The 12,600-nt window shown below is 65.9% G+C and carries 13 protein-coding genes and 2 tRNA genes; 8 read left to right on the top strand and 7 right to left on the bottom strand.

Going from position 1 to position 12,600, the window contains the following annotated elements; genetic code table 11:
• The first annotated feature begins 77 nt into the window (after positions 1-77).
• Positions 78-974 carry a LysR family transcriptional regulator gene (locus tag BLW40_RS05905; protein WP_074766522.1) on the top strand — a complete coding sequence of 299 codons (897 nt, stop codon included), beginning with the start codon at positions 78-80 and terminating at the stop codon, positions 972-974.
• Between the two features lie 309 nt (positions 975-1,283).
• Here the strand turns inward: BLW40_RS05905 and BLW40_RS05900 are convergent, their stop codons facing one another.
• Together BLW40_RS05900 and bchJ are read right to left on the bottom strand one after the other, a co-directional pair.
• Positions 1,284-1,520 (bottom strand): hypothetical protein, encoded by a 237-nt coding sequence (locus BLW40_RS05900; protein WP_139305512.1) that lies wholly within the window; start codon positions 1,518-1,520, stop codon positions 1,284-1,286.
• Positions 1,521-1,718: 198 nt separating this feature from the next.
• Complete coding sequence (gene bchJ / locus BLW40_RS05895) at positions 1,719-2,327, bottom strand: bacteriochlorophyll 4-vinyl reductase (protein WP_074766518.1); 609 nt, start codon at positions 2,325-2,327, stop codon at positions 1,719-1,721.
• 433 nt (positions 2,328-2,760) lie between these two features.
• On the opposite strand from bchJ, the gene bchI reads away from it, so the two are divergent.
• The 3 genes from bchI to bchO are packed head-to-tail and all read left to right on the top strand — an operon-like array spanning position 2,761 to position 6,511.
• Positions 2,761-3,795: a magnesium chelatase ATPase subunit I gene (gene bchI, locus BLW40_RS05890; RefSeq protein ID WP_074766833.1), complete on the top strand. Its 1,035-nt coding sequence runs from the start codon at positions 2,761-2,763 to the stop codon at positions 3,793-3,795.
• A complete protein-coding gene (locus tag BLW40_RS05885) occupies positions 3,792-5,633 on the top strand; it encodes a magnesium chelatase subunit D (RefSeq protein ID WP_074766515.1) in 1,842 nt (613 codons plus the stop codon). The genes bchI and BLW40_RS05885 overlap by 4 nt, the downstream gene beginning before the upstream one ends.
• Before the next feature lie 2 nt (positions 5,634-5,635).
• Complete coding sequence (bchO, locus tag BLW40_RS05880) at positions 5,636-6,511, top strand: alpha/beta fold hydrolase BchO (RefSeq protein ID WP_074766513.1); 876 nt, start codon at positions 5,636-5,638, stop codon at positions 6,509-6,511.
• A 70-nt stretch (positions 6,512-6,581) separates the two neighbouring features.
• Here the strand turns inward: bchO and BLW40_RS05875 are convergent, their stop codons facing one another.
• From BLW40_RS05875 to BLW40_RS05865, 3 genes are all read right to left on the bottom strand, one after another.
• A complete protein-coding gene (locus BLW40_RS05875) occupies positions 6,582-7,124 on the bottom strand; it encodes a DUF4823 domain-containing protein (protein WP_074766511.1) in 543 nt (180 codons plus the stop codon).
• Between the two features lie 219 nt (positions 7,125-7,343).
• Positions 7,344-8,618: an ammonium transporter gene (locus BLW40_RS05870; protein ID WP_074766509.1), complete on the bottom strand. Its 1,275-nt coding sequence runs from the start codon at positions 8,616-8,618 to the stop codon at positions 7,344-7,346.
• Positions 8,619-8,949: 331 nt separating this feature from the next.
• Positions 8,950-9,026 (bottom strand) — tRNA-Asp (locus BLW40_RS05865).
• Between the two features lie 110 nt (positions 9,027-9,136).
• Here BLW40_RS05865 and BLW40_RS05860 point away from each other — a divergent pair.
• On the top strand, positions 9,137-9,319 hold the full coding sequence (locus tag BLW40_RS05860; RefSeq protein ID WP_074766507.1) for a DUF4169 family protein: 183 nt from the start codon (positions 9,137-9,139) through the stop codon (positions 9,317-9,319).
• A gap of 11 nt (positions 9,320-9,330) precedes the next feature.
• Here the strand turns inward: BLW40_RS05860 and BLW40_RS05855 are convergent, their stop codons facing one another.
• Positions 9,331-9,738 carry an Hpt domain-containing protein gene (locus BLW40_RS05855; RefSeq protein ID WP_074766505.1) on the bottom strand — a complete coding sequence of 136 codons (408 nt, stop codon included), beginning with the start codon at positions 9,736-9,738 and terminating at the stop codon, positions 9,331-9,333.
• 83 nt (positions 9,739-9,821) lie between these two features.
• Between BLW40_RS05855 and BLW40_RS05850 the strand changes: the two genes are divergently transcribed.
• Both BLW40_RS05850 and BLW40_RS05845 read left to right on the top strand, forming a co-directional pair.
• Positions 9,822-9,898: transfer RNA gene (locus BLW40_RS05850), tRNA-Pro, on the top strand.
• Positions 9,899-9,994: 96 nt separating this feature from the next.
• Positions 9,995-11,317 (top strand): sensor domain-containing diguanylate cyclase, encoded by a 1,323-nt coding sequence (locus BLW40_RS05845; protein ID WP_244511069.1) that lies wholly within the window; start codon positions 9,995-9,997, stop codon positions 11,315-11,317.
• Positions 11,318-11,341: 24 nt separating this feature from the next.
• Here the strand turns inward: BLW40_RS05845 and BLW40_RS05840 are convergent, their stop codons facing one another.
• Positions 11,342-11,668 carry a DUF1476 domain-containing protein gene (locus BLW40_RS05840; protein WP_074766502.1) on the bottom strand — a complete coding sequence of 109 codons (327 nt, stop codon included), beginning with the start codon at positions 11,666-11,668 and terminating at the stop codon, positions 11,342-11,344.
• A gap of 128 nt (positions 11,669-11,796) precedes the next feature.
• Here BLW40_RS05840 and BLW40_RS05835 point away from each other — a divergent pair, with 128 nt between their 5' ends.
• Positions 11,797-12,522 (top strand): NRDE family protein, encoded by a 726-nt coding sequence (locus BLW40_RS05835; RefSeq protein WP_074766500.1) that lies wholly within the window; start codon positions 11,797-11,799, stop codon positions 12,520-12,522.
• Positions 12,523-12,600 lie beyond the last annotated feature (78 nt).

Genomic DNA, 12,600 nt, shown 5'->3' with positions numbered 1-12,600 from the left:
TCGGAAGAAGAGACAATCTGGCGATATCGTGACTTACTGTTGCTGATGGAGCAACAATCATCGACCGTCTTGCCGCGATGACCGCCTTTACCCGCGTCGCCGAAACCGGCTCCTTCTCGGAAGCGGCGCGGCGGCTGCGCAGTTCGAAATCGGTGGTCAGCCGCCAGATCGCCGCGCTGGAAAGCGAATTGGGGGTGCGTCTGCTCCATCGCAGCACCCGCGCCCTGACCCTGACCGAGGCCGGTCGCAGCTATTTCGACCAGCTTGTCCGCATCCTGGCCGACATCGACGAAGCCAACCTGTCGGTCAGCCATCTTCAGGTCGCCCCGCGCGGCCGGTTGCGGGTCAATGCAGCGATGAGTTTCGGAATCCGCCATCTCGCCCCGGCGATTCCGGACTTCCTCGCCCGCTGTCCCGAAGTCGAAATCGACCTGACCCTCAACGACCGTTTCGTCGATCTGATCGATGAAGGATACGACATGGCGGTTCGGATCGGGCACCTGATCGAGTCCAGCCTGGTGGCCCGTCGTCTGGCCCCGCTACGCCGGGTCGTCTGCGCCAGCCCGGCCTATCTGGCGGCACGGGGCGTCCCGACCACGCCGGACGACCTCATCGGGCACGAATGCCTGCGCTACAGCAACATCCCGGTCGGCGACGAATGGACCTTCACCGCTCCCGACGGCCGAGCGCGGTCGGCCGAGGTCAAGGGCCGCCTGCGCGTCAACAACGGCGACGCGCTGCGGATCGCGGCGCTGGAGGGGCTGGGGCTGGCGTGTCTGCCGACCTTCATCGTCGGGGAGGATCTGCGGGCGGGCACCCTGATCCCGGTGCTGGAAGGAGCAGCGCATCAGTCGGGCGGAGTGTTCGCGGTCTATCCCCACGCCCGCCATCTGTCGCCCAAGGTCCGGGCCTTTATCGATTTCCTGGTCGAACGGTTCGGCCCGAACCCACCGTGGGATCGGGCCGAGACGTAATCAGTCAGTCGTGAAAAAGTCCTTCGGCCTTTGGCCTCAGTGTACTTTTCCCCGGTTCAAAAAGAATCCCCGTGCTCGATCAAGCTTTCTGCGCGGGGATGGATTTGGTTTCCTCCGAAGCCGATGGGCTTTGCCCACGGCATCGGAGGCGGGTTTTCACCAGATTTGCGCGCATAAGCGACGCAAAGCTGGTGAAACGAATAACACGAAAAATGGACGCCGGGCCGCCCCTAGCCCATTTTTCCCCTTTTAATCCAACGGGAAAAAGTACACCGAGCGACAGCGAGGGACTTTTTCACGGGCGACTAATCAGCGGCCGTTGCCCGACGGGCTGACGGCGGCGGGCAACCAGTAATCGCGGTCCCGCAGGGTCAGAGTCGAGATCGTCTGTTCGCTGCTGCGATTGTCGCATGAGGCGAGGCGGGCATGGGGAATGCCGTCGACGGTGATCCGGATCGCGACCACCTTCCAGGCCCGGCCGCGCGGATTGATCGATTTGACGAAGCGGTCGCCTTCGCTGACGCCGCACGTTTCAACACTGTACATCTGGCACATCCCCGATGGGCGACTACGTCCGCCGCGAAAACGGCGAAGCGGCTTTGTTAGCCCGGAATGGGAAGACCCTCCGGACTCTAAGGTCGAGCCGGAGGACGAACCCGATTATTGCAAGAGGTTGGGCAAAAGGGAAGACAATGCGACACGTTCTAAACGCCTATACCCTTCTAAAAGGGTCACGCACCCACCCTACTTCCAGCGAATATCGAAAACACAGGCGGGAGCACCGGCCGCCGAGCAGGCGATTTCGGTAACCTTGGCGGCAGGGTTGACCAGGGTTGAGAAAATACGCTCAAAGGTCGCGCTGTAGAAGTCACACAGCGGACGGTCGGCCGTCGTGCCGCGCGCGGTGGGACAATCGGCGATGGTGATCCGCACCGGATGCCCGGCTTCGTAGGAAAAACGCCCGCTGCCCGCGAAGGTCCAGGCATGCTTGCCGATCGCCTGAAGCAGCGTCTTGGCGGCCAGACCGGCGGGCAACACCTTCAACACCCGCTGGGCCGGGCGCGGAATCCGGTTGGCGAGCAGATAATCGCCGGTGCGCAGCCCGGCATCCCACGAGGCGCGGGCGGCGGCGTCGAGCCCGATCCCGGCGCGGACCGCGTGATGCAGGCGGATCACCTCGGTTTCCTCGACCATCGTCGCGGGCGGAACAGTCAGATAATCCGACAACCCGGCAGCGGCGAACAGTTCGGCGGTCCGGGCCTCGCCCTGCTGCTCCCGCAGCGCCTCGGCCATGCGGATGATCGAATTCGGCCCGATGCGCGCGGGACCGGAAGAATCGGGGTGGGACGTCATGGCCTGCGGCTCCTTGGGTCGGGTCGGGTTGGCAGCGGTGGTTGGAATGACCGGAACGGAACCATAACCGACCGAGAAGACGTGTCAAACATCGGAGCGCAAGCGACTGGCGCGAACAGCGCCCGCGAGCCCATGCGAGCGAGAGCCAAGCGAGGGGACTGAGCGCCCGGCGACTGAGGGGCCATACACCAACCGACCGAGATGACGTGTCAAAGAGTCCAGGAACCAATTGCGGCGGCTGGTCCTTATGAAATATCATCCGCGCCTCGCACTTCGGGGGGAGCAGGCGGATTTTTCACCTAGACCTTCTTCGACGAAACGGCCGTCCCGTGGCTGATGCCCGGGATCATGCCCGCCCTTGCCGGACGGGACGGGGGGGAGACCCGATCGGTGCCGTTGCGCGACACATCATCCAGTTCGGAGCGGTATGACCATGCGCGTTGTTTTTCCTTTTTCGGCGATCGTCGGTCAGGACGAGATGAAGCAGGCCCTGCTGGTGGCGGCGGTATCCCCGACCATCGGCGGTGTTCTGGTTCTGGGGGATCGCGGCACCGGTAAGTCCACCGCCGTGCGCGCCCTGGCGACGCTGTTGCCGAAGATGGCGGTGGTAACGGGCTGTCGGTACAGCAGCGACCCCGCCACGGACGATAAGAAGTGCGTCGATGGCTGCAACGGCCATCACGGCGTCAATGGGCAAAAGCCCGAAGTCTCGTATGTGCCGGTGCCGGTGGTTGATCTGCCGCTCGGCGCGACCGAAGACCGCGTCGTCGGCGCGCTCGATCTCGAACGCGCCCTGACCCAGGGCGTCAAGGCGTTCGAGCCCGGCCTGCTCGCCCGCGCCAATCGCGGCTTCCTTTATATCGACGAAGTGAACCTGCTTGAGGATCACCTGATCGACGTGCTGCTCGACGTCGCCGCTTCGGGCGAGAACGTCGTCGAACGCGAAGGCATCTCGATCCGCCACCCCGCCCGCTTCGTTCTGGTCGGCTCGGGCAACCCGGAAGAAGGCGAGTTGCGCCCGCAGCTGCTCGACCGGTTCGGTCTGTCGGTCGAAATCCGCACCCCCACCGATCTGGCCGCCCGGATCGAAGTGGTCCGTCGCCGCGATGCCTTCGACCGCGACCCCGAGGCGTTCGTCGCCCAGTGGGCCGAGGAAGATGCCAAGATCGGCGCGCTGATCGTCGCCGCCCGCGACCGCCTGCCCAACATCAGCGTGTCGGACGCGGTGCTGGAACAGGCGTCGAAGCTGTGCATGATCCTCGGCACCGACGGTCTGCGCGGCGAGCTGACCCTGCTGCGGACCGCCCGCGCCGTTGCCGCCCTGGACGGAGCCGACGAAGTGCTGTCGGATCATCTGCGCCGGGTCGCGCCCTCGTCGCTGCGTCACCGTCTGCGCCGCAACGTCCTCGACGACGCTGGCTCGACCGTCCGCATCGAACGCGCGATGGAAGAGGTGTTCGGCAAATGAGTGAGCCCGACGCGGGTCCCGGGGCGTCCTCGCCCTGGGCCTCGGCGGCGCTGGCCGCCGCCCTGCTTGCGGTCGATCCGGTCGGGATCCGCGGCGCTTCCGTGCGGTCGCTGGCCGGACCGGCCCGCGATCGCTGGCTTGGCCTGCTGAGGGAGTATCTGCCCGAGGACGCGCCGATGCGGCGCATCCCGACCCATATCACCGACAGCCGCCTGCTGGGCGGGCTCGATCTCGCCTCGACGCTGCGGATGGGCAAGCCGATCGCCGAACGCGGCGTGCTGGTCGAAGCCGATGGCGGCATCGTCGTGCTGGCGATGGCGGAACGGCTGTCGGCCGGAACCGCCGGCCGGATCGGCGGCGTGCTCGATCGCGGCGAGGTCCAGTTGGAGCGTGACGGCCTCGGCCTGCGCTCGATTGCCCGGATCGGCGTCGTCGCCCTCGACGAGGGTCTGGCCGACGACGAACGCCCGCCGACGGTGCTGATCGAACGGCTGGCCTTTTTGCTCAATCTCGACAACGTCGTCGAAAGCGATCTGTCCGCCCCGGTGATCCCGCCGTCTCAGGTTGCCGAGGCCCGTGCCCGGCTGGAGTCGGTTACCTTCCCCGACGATATCATGGTGGCGCTGTGTTCGGCCTCGGTCGCGCTCGGCATCGCCTCGGTCCGCGCCTCGCTGCTGGCGGTCAAGGTCGCCCGTGCCGCCGCCGCCCTGGCCGGACATGACGCGGTAACCCAGGAAGACGCCGCCACCGCCGCCTCGTTGGTGTTTGCGCCGCGCGCCACGATCATTCCGAGCGGAGAGCCGCAGGAAGACGAGCCGCCGCCCGAAGAGCCGCCGCCGCCGGAAGAACCGTCGGACCCCGACCAGCCGGAGGAACCGCAGGACGAGGACGACAGCGACACCCTCGACCCGCAGGAACTCGAAGACATGATGATCGCCGTCGCGCAGGCGGCGATTCCCGACAAGCTGCTGGCGCAATTGCGCGAGGGCAAGGACGTGCGGTCGCGCGCCCAATCCTCGGGCGGCAGCCGGGCCGGAGCCGCGAAGAAAAAGGGTCGGCGCGGCCGTCCCTCGGCGGTGCGGGCGGGCGAGCCCACCCCCAACACCCGGCTCAATCTGATCGAGACCCTGCGCGCCGCCGCGCCCTGGCAGCCGCTCCGCCGTCAGGAAGCGGCCAAGGAAGGCCGTACCGCCACCCTGGTCGAAGTCCGGCGCAGCGATTTCCGCTGCACCCACTTCAAGCAGCGGTCCGAAACCACCACCATCTTCATCGTCGATGCCTCGGGATCGTCGGCGTTGCAGCGTCTGGCCGAAGCCAAGGGAGCGGTCGAACTGCTGCTCGCCGATTGCTATGTCCGCCGCGACAACGTCGCCCTGATCGCCTTCCGGGGCAAGGCCGCCGAGGTTCTGCTGCCGCCGACCCGCTCGCTGGTCCGGGCCAAGCGCTCGCTGGCCGGGCTGCCCGGCGGCGGCGGCACCCCGCTTGCCTCGGCGATCGACACCGCCTGGATGGTGGCCACCGCTTGCCGCGACAAGGGGCAGACTCCGGTGTTGGTGTTCCTCACCGATGGCCAGGGCAACATCGCCCGCGACGGCACGCCGGGCCGCCCGATGGCCGAAGCCGATGCGATTGCCTCGGCTCAGGCCTTGCGGGTTTCCGGCTTCTCGGCGATGCTGATCGACACGGCCCGGCGGCCGCAGCCGATGGCGCAGAAGCTGGCGGCGGAAATGGGAGCGAAATACCTGCTGCTCCCCTATGCCGACGCCAACGCGATGTCGAAGGCGGTGAAGGCCACCGCCGCCGATTCGGTCGCCGCCGAGGGCAGAATAAGGGGATAAGCATGCGAAGCCGGCTGATCTGGGATACGGACGGGCGGGATTGGCCCAACCGCCAGGACAGCCGGTTCGTCCCCGCGGGCGGCATGGTCTGGCATGTCCAGCAAGCCGGAAACGGCCCGGTGCTGTTCCTGATCCACGGCACCGGGGCCACCACCCATTCCTGGGCCGGTCTGTTCCCGCTGCTGGCCGAAAATTTCACCGTCATCGCCGCCGACATGCCCGGTCATGGCTTCACCACCCGACCGGCGCCCTCGCACATGTCGCTGCCCGGGATGGCGCGGTCGCATCACGCTTTGCTGCGGGCGCTGGGAATCGTGCCGTCCCTGGTGGTCGGCCATTCGGCCGGGGCGGCGATCCTGGCCCGGATGTGTCTGGACGGGCTGATCGCGCCCAAGACCCTGATCAGCCTGGGCGGTGCCCTGTTGCCGCTCGACGGGCTCCCGGCACGGATTTTCTCGCCGCTAGCCAAGATGATGGCCGCCCTGCCCCATCCGCCTTATCTGTTCGCGCTGCGCGCCCGCTATACCTCGATGGTCGATGATCTGATGAAGGGCACCGGTTCGGTCCTGAAGCCGGAAACCATCGAACTCTATCGCCGCCTCGGCATGTCGCCCGGCCATGTCGGCGCCGCGATCGCGATGATGGCCAATTGGGATCTAAAGCCGCTGCGGCGCGACCTGCCCCACCTGCGGCCGCATCTGATCCTCGCCACCGGCTCGAACGACCACACCATCCCACCCACGATGGCAAAGAAGGTCAACGCCCTGGTTCCCGGCTCCGAAGTCGTGACGTTCGAGGGCTTAGGCCACCTCGCCCATGAGGAACGGCCCGATCTGGTCGCCGAGATGATCCGCCACGCCGCAGGCTTGCCGCAATAGCGAAACAAAGCGGCGGGCTCTGCCCGCACCCGCCAGGAGCCAGCGGCTCCTGGACCTGCTTCGGAAGGTATCAGTCGCTGATCACCGGCGTTTTCGGATCACCGGCACGGAACAAGCCATCAACGAAGTTGGCCATCGGCACCGGCAACAAGTCCTGGGGATGATCCCCACCGAACGTCGCCCATTTGCTGCTGGCCCGTGTCACCGTGCTCGCCACCACAGTACCCTCGGGGATCTCGTACACCGTCATCTTAAGAGTAATACGGTCCGGCTTTCCTGACCATTCGGTTGCTCGCTCTTCCCAATGCAGGATACGTGGCTCGAACAGATACCGACAGTCGTTGCTTTTCGCCTTGGCCAAGGCAACTTCGGTATCCTCCACCACATTGGCTCGCCGCACCTTAGCGACATGATGGGACAAAGCCGTCACAGCCTCGTTGGCAGTCATCAAGCCCGAGCCGGAATAGTATTCCGATCCATATGACCCATCTTGCGGCATAGAAACGTAAAACGATGCCGATGTTGGCAACTTCCCTTGCGGCCCTTCATATGAATCAACGCGGTACTTACTGCTACACCCCGCCGTCAATGCCACGACGATCAGAACCGCCATTCCCCTTACCATCGAATAAGTCTCCCCCTTAGCCCGTCCTACTCACTAACATCCAAAAGAAGAGTTGACGAGAGGGAAATCCATCCCTGACCGCCCCAGTGCGTCCAGGCTCTGACAAAGGGGAGGTCTGGAGGCCACGCCTCCAGGCAGGGCGTGGGGCGGCAGCCCCGCACGGGAAACGCCAGAGGCGACGATGCGCCCCTGGCCGCCGAGAAAAACCTACCGCCGCCCGGCATTGCCGGCATGAACCGACATCGCCAGGGCGTCGTCGTGAACCGACATCGCTTCCTCGGGATAGGCCCCGATCTGGTGGATGGCGAGATCGGCCCCAGAGAATTCCTGCTCGGGATCGAGTCGGATGCCGAACGCCGCTTTCAGCCCGCCATAGACGGCCAGACCGCCGAGCAGACCGACGGAAATCCCGGTAACGGTGCCGACGATCTGCGCCAGCAGGCTGACCCCACCCATGCCGCCCAGCATCTCGGACCCGAACACGCCGCAGGCGATGCCGCCCATCGCCCCGCACATTCCGTGCAGCGCCCAGACGCCGAGGACGTCGTCGATCTTCCACTTGACCTGACAGAGGGTGAACAGCCAGACGAAGCCCGCTCCGGCAATGGCTCCGGTGATCAGCGCGCCCACCGGATGCATCACGTCGGACCCGGCGCAGACGGCGACCAAACCGGCCAGCGCGCCGTTATGGACGAAGCCGGGATCGTTGCGGCCGACCAGCAGCGCGGCCAGAATGCCACCGACCATCGCCAGCAGCGAGTTCAGCGCCACCAACCCGGAAATCTGGGCGATGGTCTGGGCGCTCATCACATTGAAGCCGAACCAGCCGACCGACAAAATCCACGCTCCCAAGGCAAGGAAGGGGATGTTCGACGGCGGCACCGCGACCAGCCGCCCATCGGGGCGATAGCGGCCCAGACGCGCCCCCAGCAGCAGCACCGCCGCCAGACCGATCCAGCCACCGACGGCATGGACCACCACCGACCCGGCGAAATCGTGGAACGGAGCGCCGAACAGGCCCTGCATCAGATCCTGAAAGCCGAAGCGGGTTCCCCACACCATCCCCTCGAACAAGGGATAGACCAGCCCGACCAGAATCGCGGTCGCGATCAATTGGGTGTTGAACTTGGCCCGCTCGGCGATGCCGCCCGAGACGATCGCCGGAATCGCCGCGGCGAAAGTGGCGAGGAAGAAGAACTTGACCAGATCGAACCCCTGGGCGGCAAAGGCTCCCCCGCTTTTGCCCACCAGAGTCTCGGCCCCGACCATGAAGGTGGTGCCATAAGCCACCGCATAGCCGACAAAGAAATAGGCCAAGGTCGAAACCGCGAAATCGGACAGAATCTTCACCAGGGCGTTGACCTGATTCTTCCGTCGTACCGTCCCCACTTCCAAAAAGGCGAAGCCCGCATGCATCGCCAAAACCATCACTGCCCCCAGCAGGACAAACAAGACATCGACACCCGTTTTCGCCGTCTCCATCATCTTCCTCGTTCCATGATCCACCCGCCGCGTCGGCGTTGCCGCCGGGCAAGCAATCCCCGCGCCATTCCCCCCTGTGGAAATTACCTATCTTTATCAGATGATTAGCCTATGCCCGCAAAACAGGCAGAGGCTAAATGATGTCGGTTTGAGCAAAACGGGGGAGGCAGATGCCCATTTGACGGGCAAGGGGCGGGCGCGACAAGGCCCTGATCTCTGTCCCCTTCAGGGGCAGCGAGGCCGGATCGCCCGGCCCCAAAACGGGACAAGCCGGACCGCCTGTTCCCCGGAGGGAGAGGCGGTCCGGCATGTGACCGAGATAGAAAGTAAATGGCGCGAGTGACGGGGCTCGAACCCGCGACCTCCGGCGTGACAGGCCGGCGCTCTGACCAACTGAGCTACACCCGCGCGAGGTGGGTGTGTATACCCATGGGATCGGCCGGGCGCAAGCCTGAATCTGATCCCGATCCAAAAAAAGTGTAAGATCGCCGTCATCGGGACTCGGACAGAGGAACGCCATGGGCGAGATCGTCAATCTGAACCGGGCGCGCAAGGCCAAGGCCCGCGCCGAGAAGGAGGCCAAGGCCGACGCCAACCGGATCGCGTTCGGTCTGCCCAAGGCCGAGAAGCAAGCGGTCCGGCGCGAGCGCGAGCGCGAGACGGAACGACTGGACGGCAAGAAGCTCGATCCGAACCCTTGAGCGCGTCGCCGTCAGTCCGGATCGTCGAGCCCGGCCAGCAGCGCCGCTCCCGCCGCGCCGCCATCACCCGACAGCCGCTCGCGGATCGCTTGGCCGATCGCCGCGACCAGCGCGGCCAGCCGGGCTTGGCGTTTCGGGTCGGGTTGGTCCGCCCCGGCGGAATCGATCGCGCGGCACAGGCGGTTGGCCAAGGAGCCAACCAGCGGATAGCCGAACGTCGCCGCCTGCCCCTTCATGTCGTGAGCGACCGAGAAGACGGGCCGCAGCCCCGCCGCCTCGCGCTCCGGGTCGGCCGCCCAGGCGGTCCAAGCGGCTTCAAGCCGGGCACAATCGGCTTCGGCCCACTCTATATATCTGTGCTCCAACGCGGCGAGCGCCGCCTCGGCCCGTCTCAGTGCCTCGGGATCGAGTGTCCGCATCGTGACGTTCCGTCTCCTTCCACCGCGATCCCATGGCGGAGCCCTTGCCATCGGCGGCCAAACGCCTTAGAACCACACTGGATCGGGGAGTAGCTCAGCCTGGTAGAGCATGGCGTTTGGGACGCCAGGGCCGCAAGTTCGAATCTTGTCTCCCCGACCAGTTCCGATGCGCCACCAGGCCCGGCGCGGACCTAACGCCTCTCCTCTGCCCGTTACGGCGGGATCGGCCCGGCCGTTCCTCTTCCCGGTTATCCTGGTGAAGCCTTTGCGTCCCACCCCCGCCCCCCCCTGTCCGTCGCCCCGCGCCCAGACCGATCTGCTCGATCTTGTTTCGGTGCTGGTCTGCATCATCCGGGGCGGCAGGGTCAGGTTTCTCAACCGCGCTGGGGTTGGGATGCTGGGGCTAGACTCGGCCGACGCGGCAACCGACGCGCCCTTTGTCGATTTCCTCGAAGACGATTACCGCGAGCTGATCGAAGGCTCGGGCTGGGCGCTGCTGGCCGAGGAGGATTTCCTGCCGCTGCGGATGAAGCGGGCCGGTACCGGCCTGTTCGAAGCGGAAATGCGGGTCCGCCACCTGCCCGACGAAGCCGAGGGCTTTCTGATCGAGGCGCGCGACATCTCGCGCTTCGTCCGCTCGGCCGAGGCGTTGCGCGAGCGCGAGGAGCGCTTGCAGGGCGTGCTGCATTCGGTCGCCGAGGGTATCGTCACCGTTGACGACCAGGGCGTGATCGAAGCCGCCAACCCCGCCTTCGCCAGCATCTTCCGCGCCACCACGGCCAATCTGATCGGCCGCCCGCTCGGTCACCTGCTGATCGACCCCGAGTCCGAGATCGACGAGCGGGCGATCGGCGCGGCGGGGACGCGGCCCACCGGTCTGCCGCTGGCCCCGAACGGCCGCACCGCCGAGGCGCTGGGCCGCCGCGCCGACGGCAGCCTGTTTCCGCTGGAATTGTCATTGAGCGAACTGCGCCACGGCAAGGGACGGCTGTTCACCGGCATCGTCCGCGACATTTCGGAGCGCAAGGAAAACGAGGACCGGATCAACCGGCTGGCCCACCACGACACCCTGACCGGGCTGCCCAACCGCAACCTGCTCAAGGACCGGATCAATCACGCCCTGGCCCGGATGCGCCGCAATGGCGGGCAGATCGCGGTGCTGTATGTCGATCTCGACCGCTTCAAGCCGATCAACGACAATCTGGGCCACGAAGCGGGCGATGCCGTGCTGTGCGAAGTGGCCGAACGTCTGTCGCTGTGCATTCGCAGTTCGGACACCGTGGCGCGGATCGGCGGCGACGAATTCGTCATCGTGGTCGAGGAAATCGCCCGCCCCGGCGAGGCTGCGATGGTGGCGCGCAAAATTCTCGACGTGCTGGCGCCCCCGATCGTCCATCAGGGTCATTGCTGTCAGGTGGGGGCGTCGATCGGCATCGCCGTCTACCCCCTTGACGGAACCAATATGGAAGACGTCTGCAAGGCGGCCGACATCGCGATGTACCGGGTCAAAAACACCGGCCGCAACGGATTTTGCTTTTATTCCGAGGACGTGCCGCTCGAGGAAATCGAGTTTCCCTAAGCGGCCCCCCCGGTTCGGATCGGATTAACGCGACAGCTCTTCATTCAGTTCGGCGCGGGCCTTGTCTTGCAGCAACGCCACCTGGGTGCGAACCTCGGCGGCGGAAACCGCGACGCTGCGGGCGGCGAGATCGTTGGCGATCTTGTCGGCAATATCCTGCTCGGGGGTGTCGATCGCGGCCTCGATCACCGACAGAGCATAGGCCTTCGCCGCATCGTCGGTCAGCCCCATCAGGCCCGCCGCCCACAGCCCGACCAGCTTGTCGCGCCGCATCTGGGTCTTGAAGTCCATGTCCTGGTCCAGGCGATACTTGGCCTCGAAGGCTTTCTCACGGTCATCGAAAGTGGTCATGACGGACGGCGGCTCCCTGAAATCTGTCGTTCGAAGACCGGAACACGCGCGATGCCAAGCCCATCCGGCAACGCCCCCGGCGGGCGTGTTATAATCGTCTATCGCCTCTCCAGAAACGGATTTTTCGCATGTGTACCTTGGTCTTGCTCCATCGCCCCGGTCAGACGTGGCCTTTGATCGCCGCCGCGAACCGCGATGAGATGCAAGATCGCCCCTGGCGCGGGCCGGGACGGTGGTGGGACGACCGCCCCGAAACCATCGCCGGGCAGGATATCCTGGCCGAGGGCTCGTGGCTGGGGATCAACGATTTCGGGGTGATGGCGGCGGTTCTGAACCGCGCCGGAACGCTGGGGCCGTTGGCCTCGAAACGCTCACGCGGGGAACTGGTGCTCGAAGCGCTCGACCATGCCGACGCCGATCAGGCGGCGCAGGCGCTGTCCGGGCTCGCCGCCGGATCGTACCGGCCGTTCAATCTGGTGATCGCCGACAATTGCACCGCATTCTGGCTGCGCAACGATGGAAGCCGGGTGGTGTCGCATCGGATTCCGCCCGGTCTGCATATGCTGACCGAACGCGATCTCGACGACCCGGCCAGCCCGCGCATCGCCGCCCATCTTGACCGCTTCCGCGCCGCACCGACGCCCGACCCGGACACGGGCGATTGGGAGGGTTGGACAAGAGTGTTGAGCGAGAGCGGTGACGAAGCCGCGATGTGCTTTGCCCGCCCCGACGGGTTCGGCACCGTGTCGAGTTCGCTGATCGCCCTGCCCGCCCCCGGAGCCGAGGCCGACCCGGTGTGGCGTTTCGCCCCCGGACGCCCCGACCGCACCCCGTTCGAACCGATTGTGTTTTAAAAATTGCATGCCCCTCGCCGGGCGAAAACCTCCGGTTTTCTTGGCCGCTCGCTCAATGCTCGCCTAAGCAATGTGCGC

The organism is Magnetospirillum fulvum, assembly GCF_900108475.1.
Lineage (GTDB): Bacteria > Pseudomonadota > Alphaproteobacteria > Rhodospirillales > Magnetospirillaceae > Phaeospirillum > Phaeospirillum fulvum_A.
The sequence above is the reverse complement of the archived record's forward strand: the minus strand, read 5'-3'. Positions and strand labels throughout refer to the sequence as shown.

Coding starts and splice junctions, on each gene's coding strand:
- BLW40_RS05870 (WP_074766509.1), bottom strand. CDS start 8,618: ATGGAGACGGCGAAAACGGGTGTCGATGTCTTGTTTGTCCTGCTGGGG.
- BLW40_RS05900 (WP_139305512.1), bottom strand. CDS start 1,520: ATGTACAGTGTTGAAACGTGCGGCGTCAGCGAAGGCGACCGCTTCGTC.
- BLW40_RS05875 (WP_074766511.1), bottom strand. CDS start 7,124: ATGGCGGTTCTGATCGTCGTGGCATTGACGGCGGGGTGTAGCAGTAAG.
- BLW40_RS05835 (WP_074766500.1), top strand. CDS start 11,797: ATGTGTACCTTGGTCTTGCTCCATCGCCCCGGTCAGACGTGGCCTTTG.
- bchO (WP_074766513.1), top strand. CDS start 5,636: ATGCGAAGCCGGCTGATCTGGGATACGGACGGGCGGGATTGGCCCAAC.
- bchJ (WP_074766518.1), bottom strand. CDS start 2,327: ATGACGTCCCACCCCGATTCTTCCGGTCCCGCGCGCATCGGGCCGAAT.
- BLW40_RS05860 (WP_074766507.1), top strand. CDS start 9,137: ATGGGCGAGATCGTCAATCTGAACCGGGCGCGCAAGGCCAAGGCCCGC.
- BLW40_RS05885 (WP_074766515.1), top strand. CDS start 3,792: ATGAGTGAGCCCGACGCGGGTCCCGGGGCGTCCTCGCCCTGGGCCTCG.
- BLW40_RS05840 (WP_074766502.1), bottom strand. CDS start 11,668: ATGACCACTTTCGATGACCGTGAGAAAGCCTTCGAGGCCAAGTATCGC.
- BLW40_RS05855 (WP_074766505.1), bottom strand. CDS start 9,738: ATGCGGACACTCGATCCCGAGGCACTGAGACGGGCCGAGGCGGCGCTC.
- BLW40_RS05905 (WP_074766522.1), top strand. CDS start 78: ATGACCGCCTTTACCCGCGTCGCCGAAACCGGCTCCTTCTCGGAAGCG.
- bchI (WP_074766833.1), top strand. CDS start 2,761: ATGCGCGTTGTTTTTCCTTTTTCGGCGATCGTCGGTCAGGACGAGATG.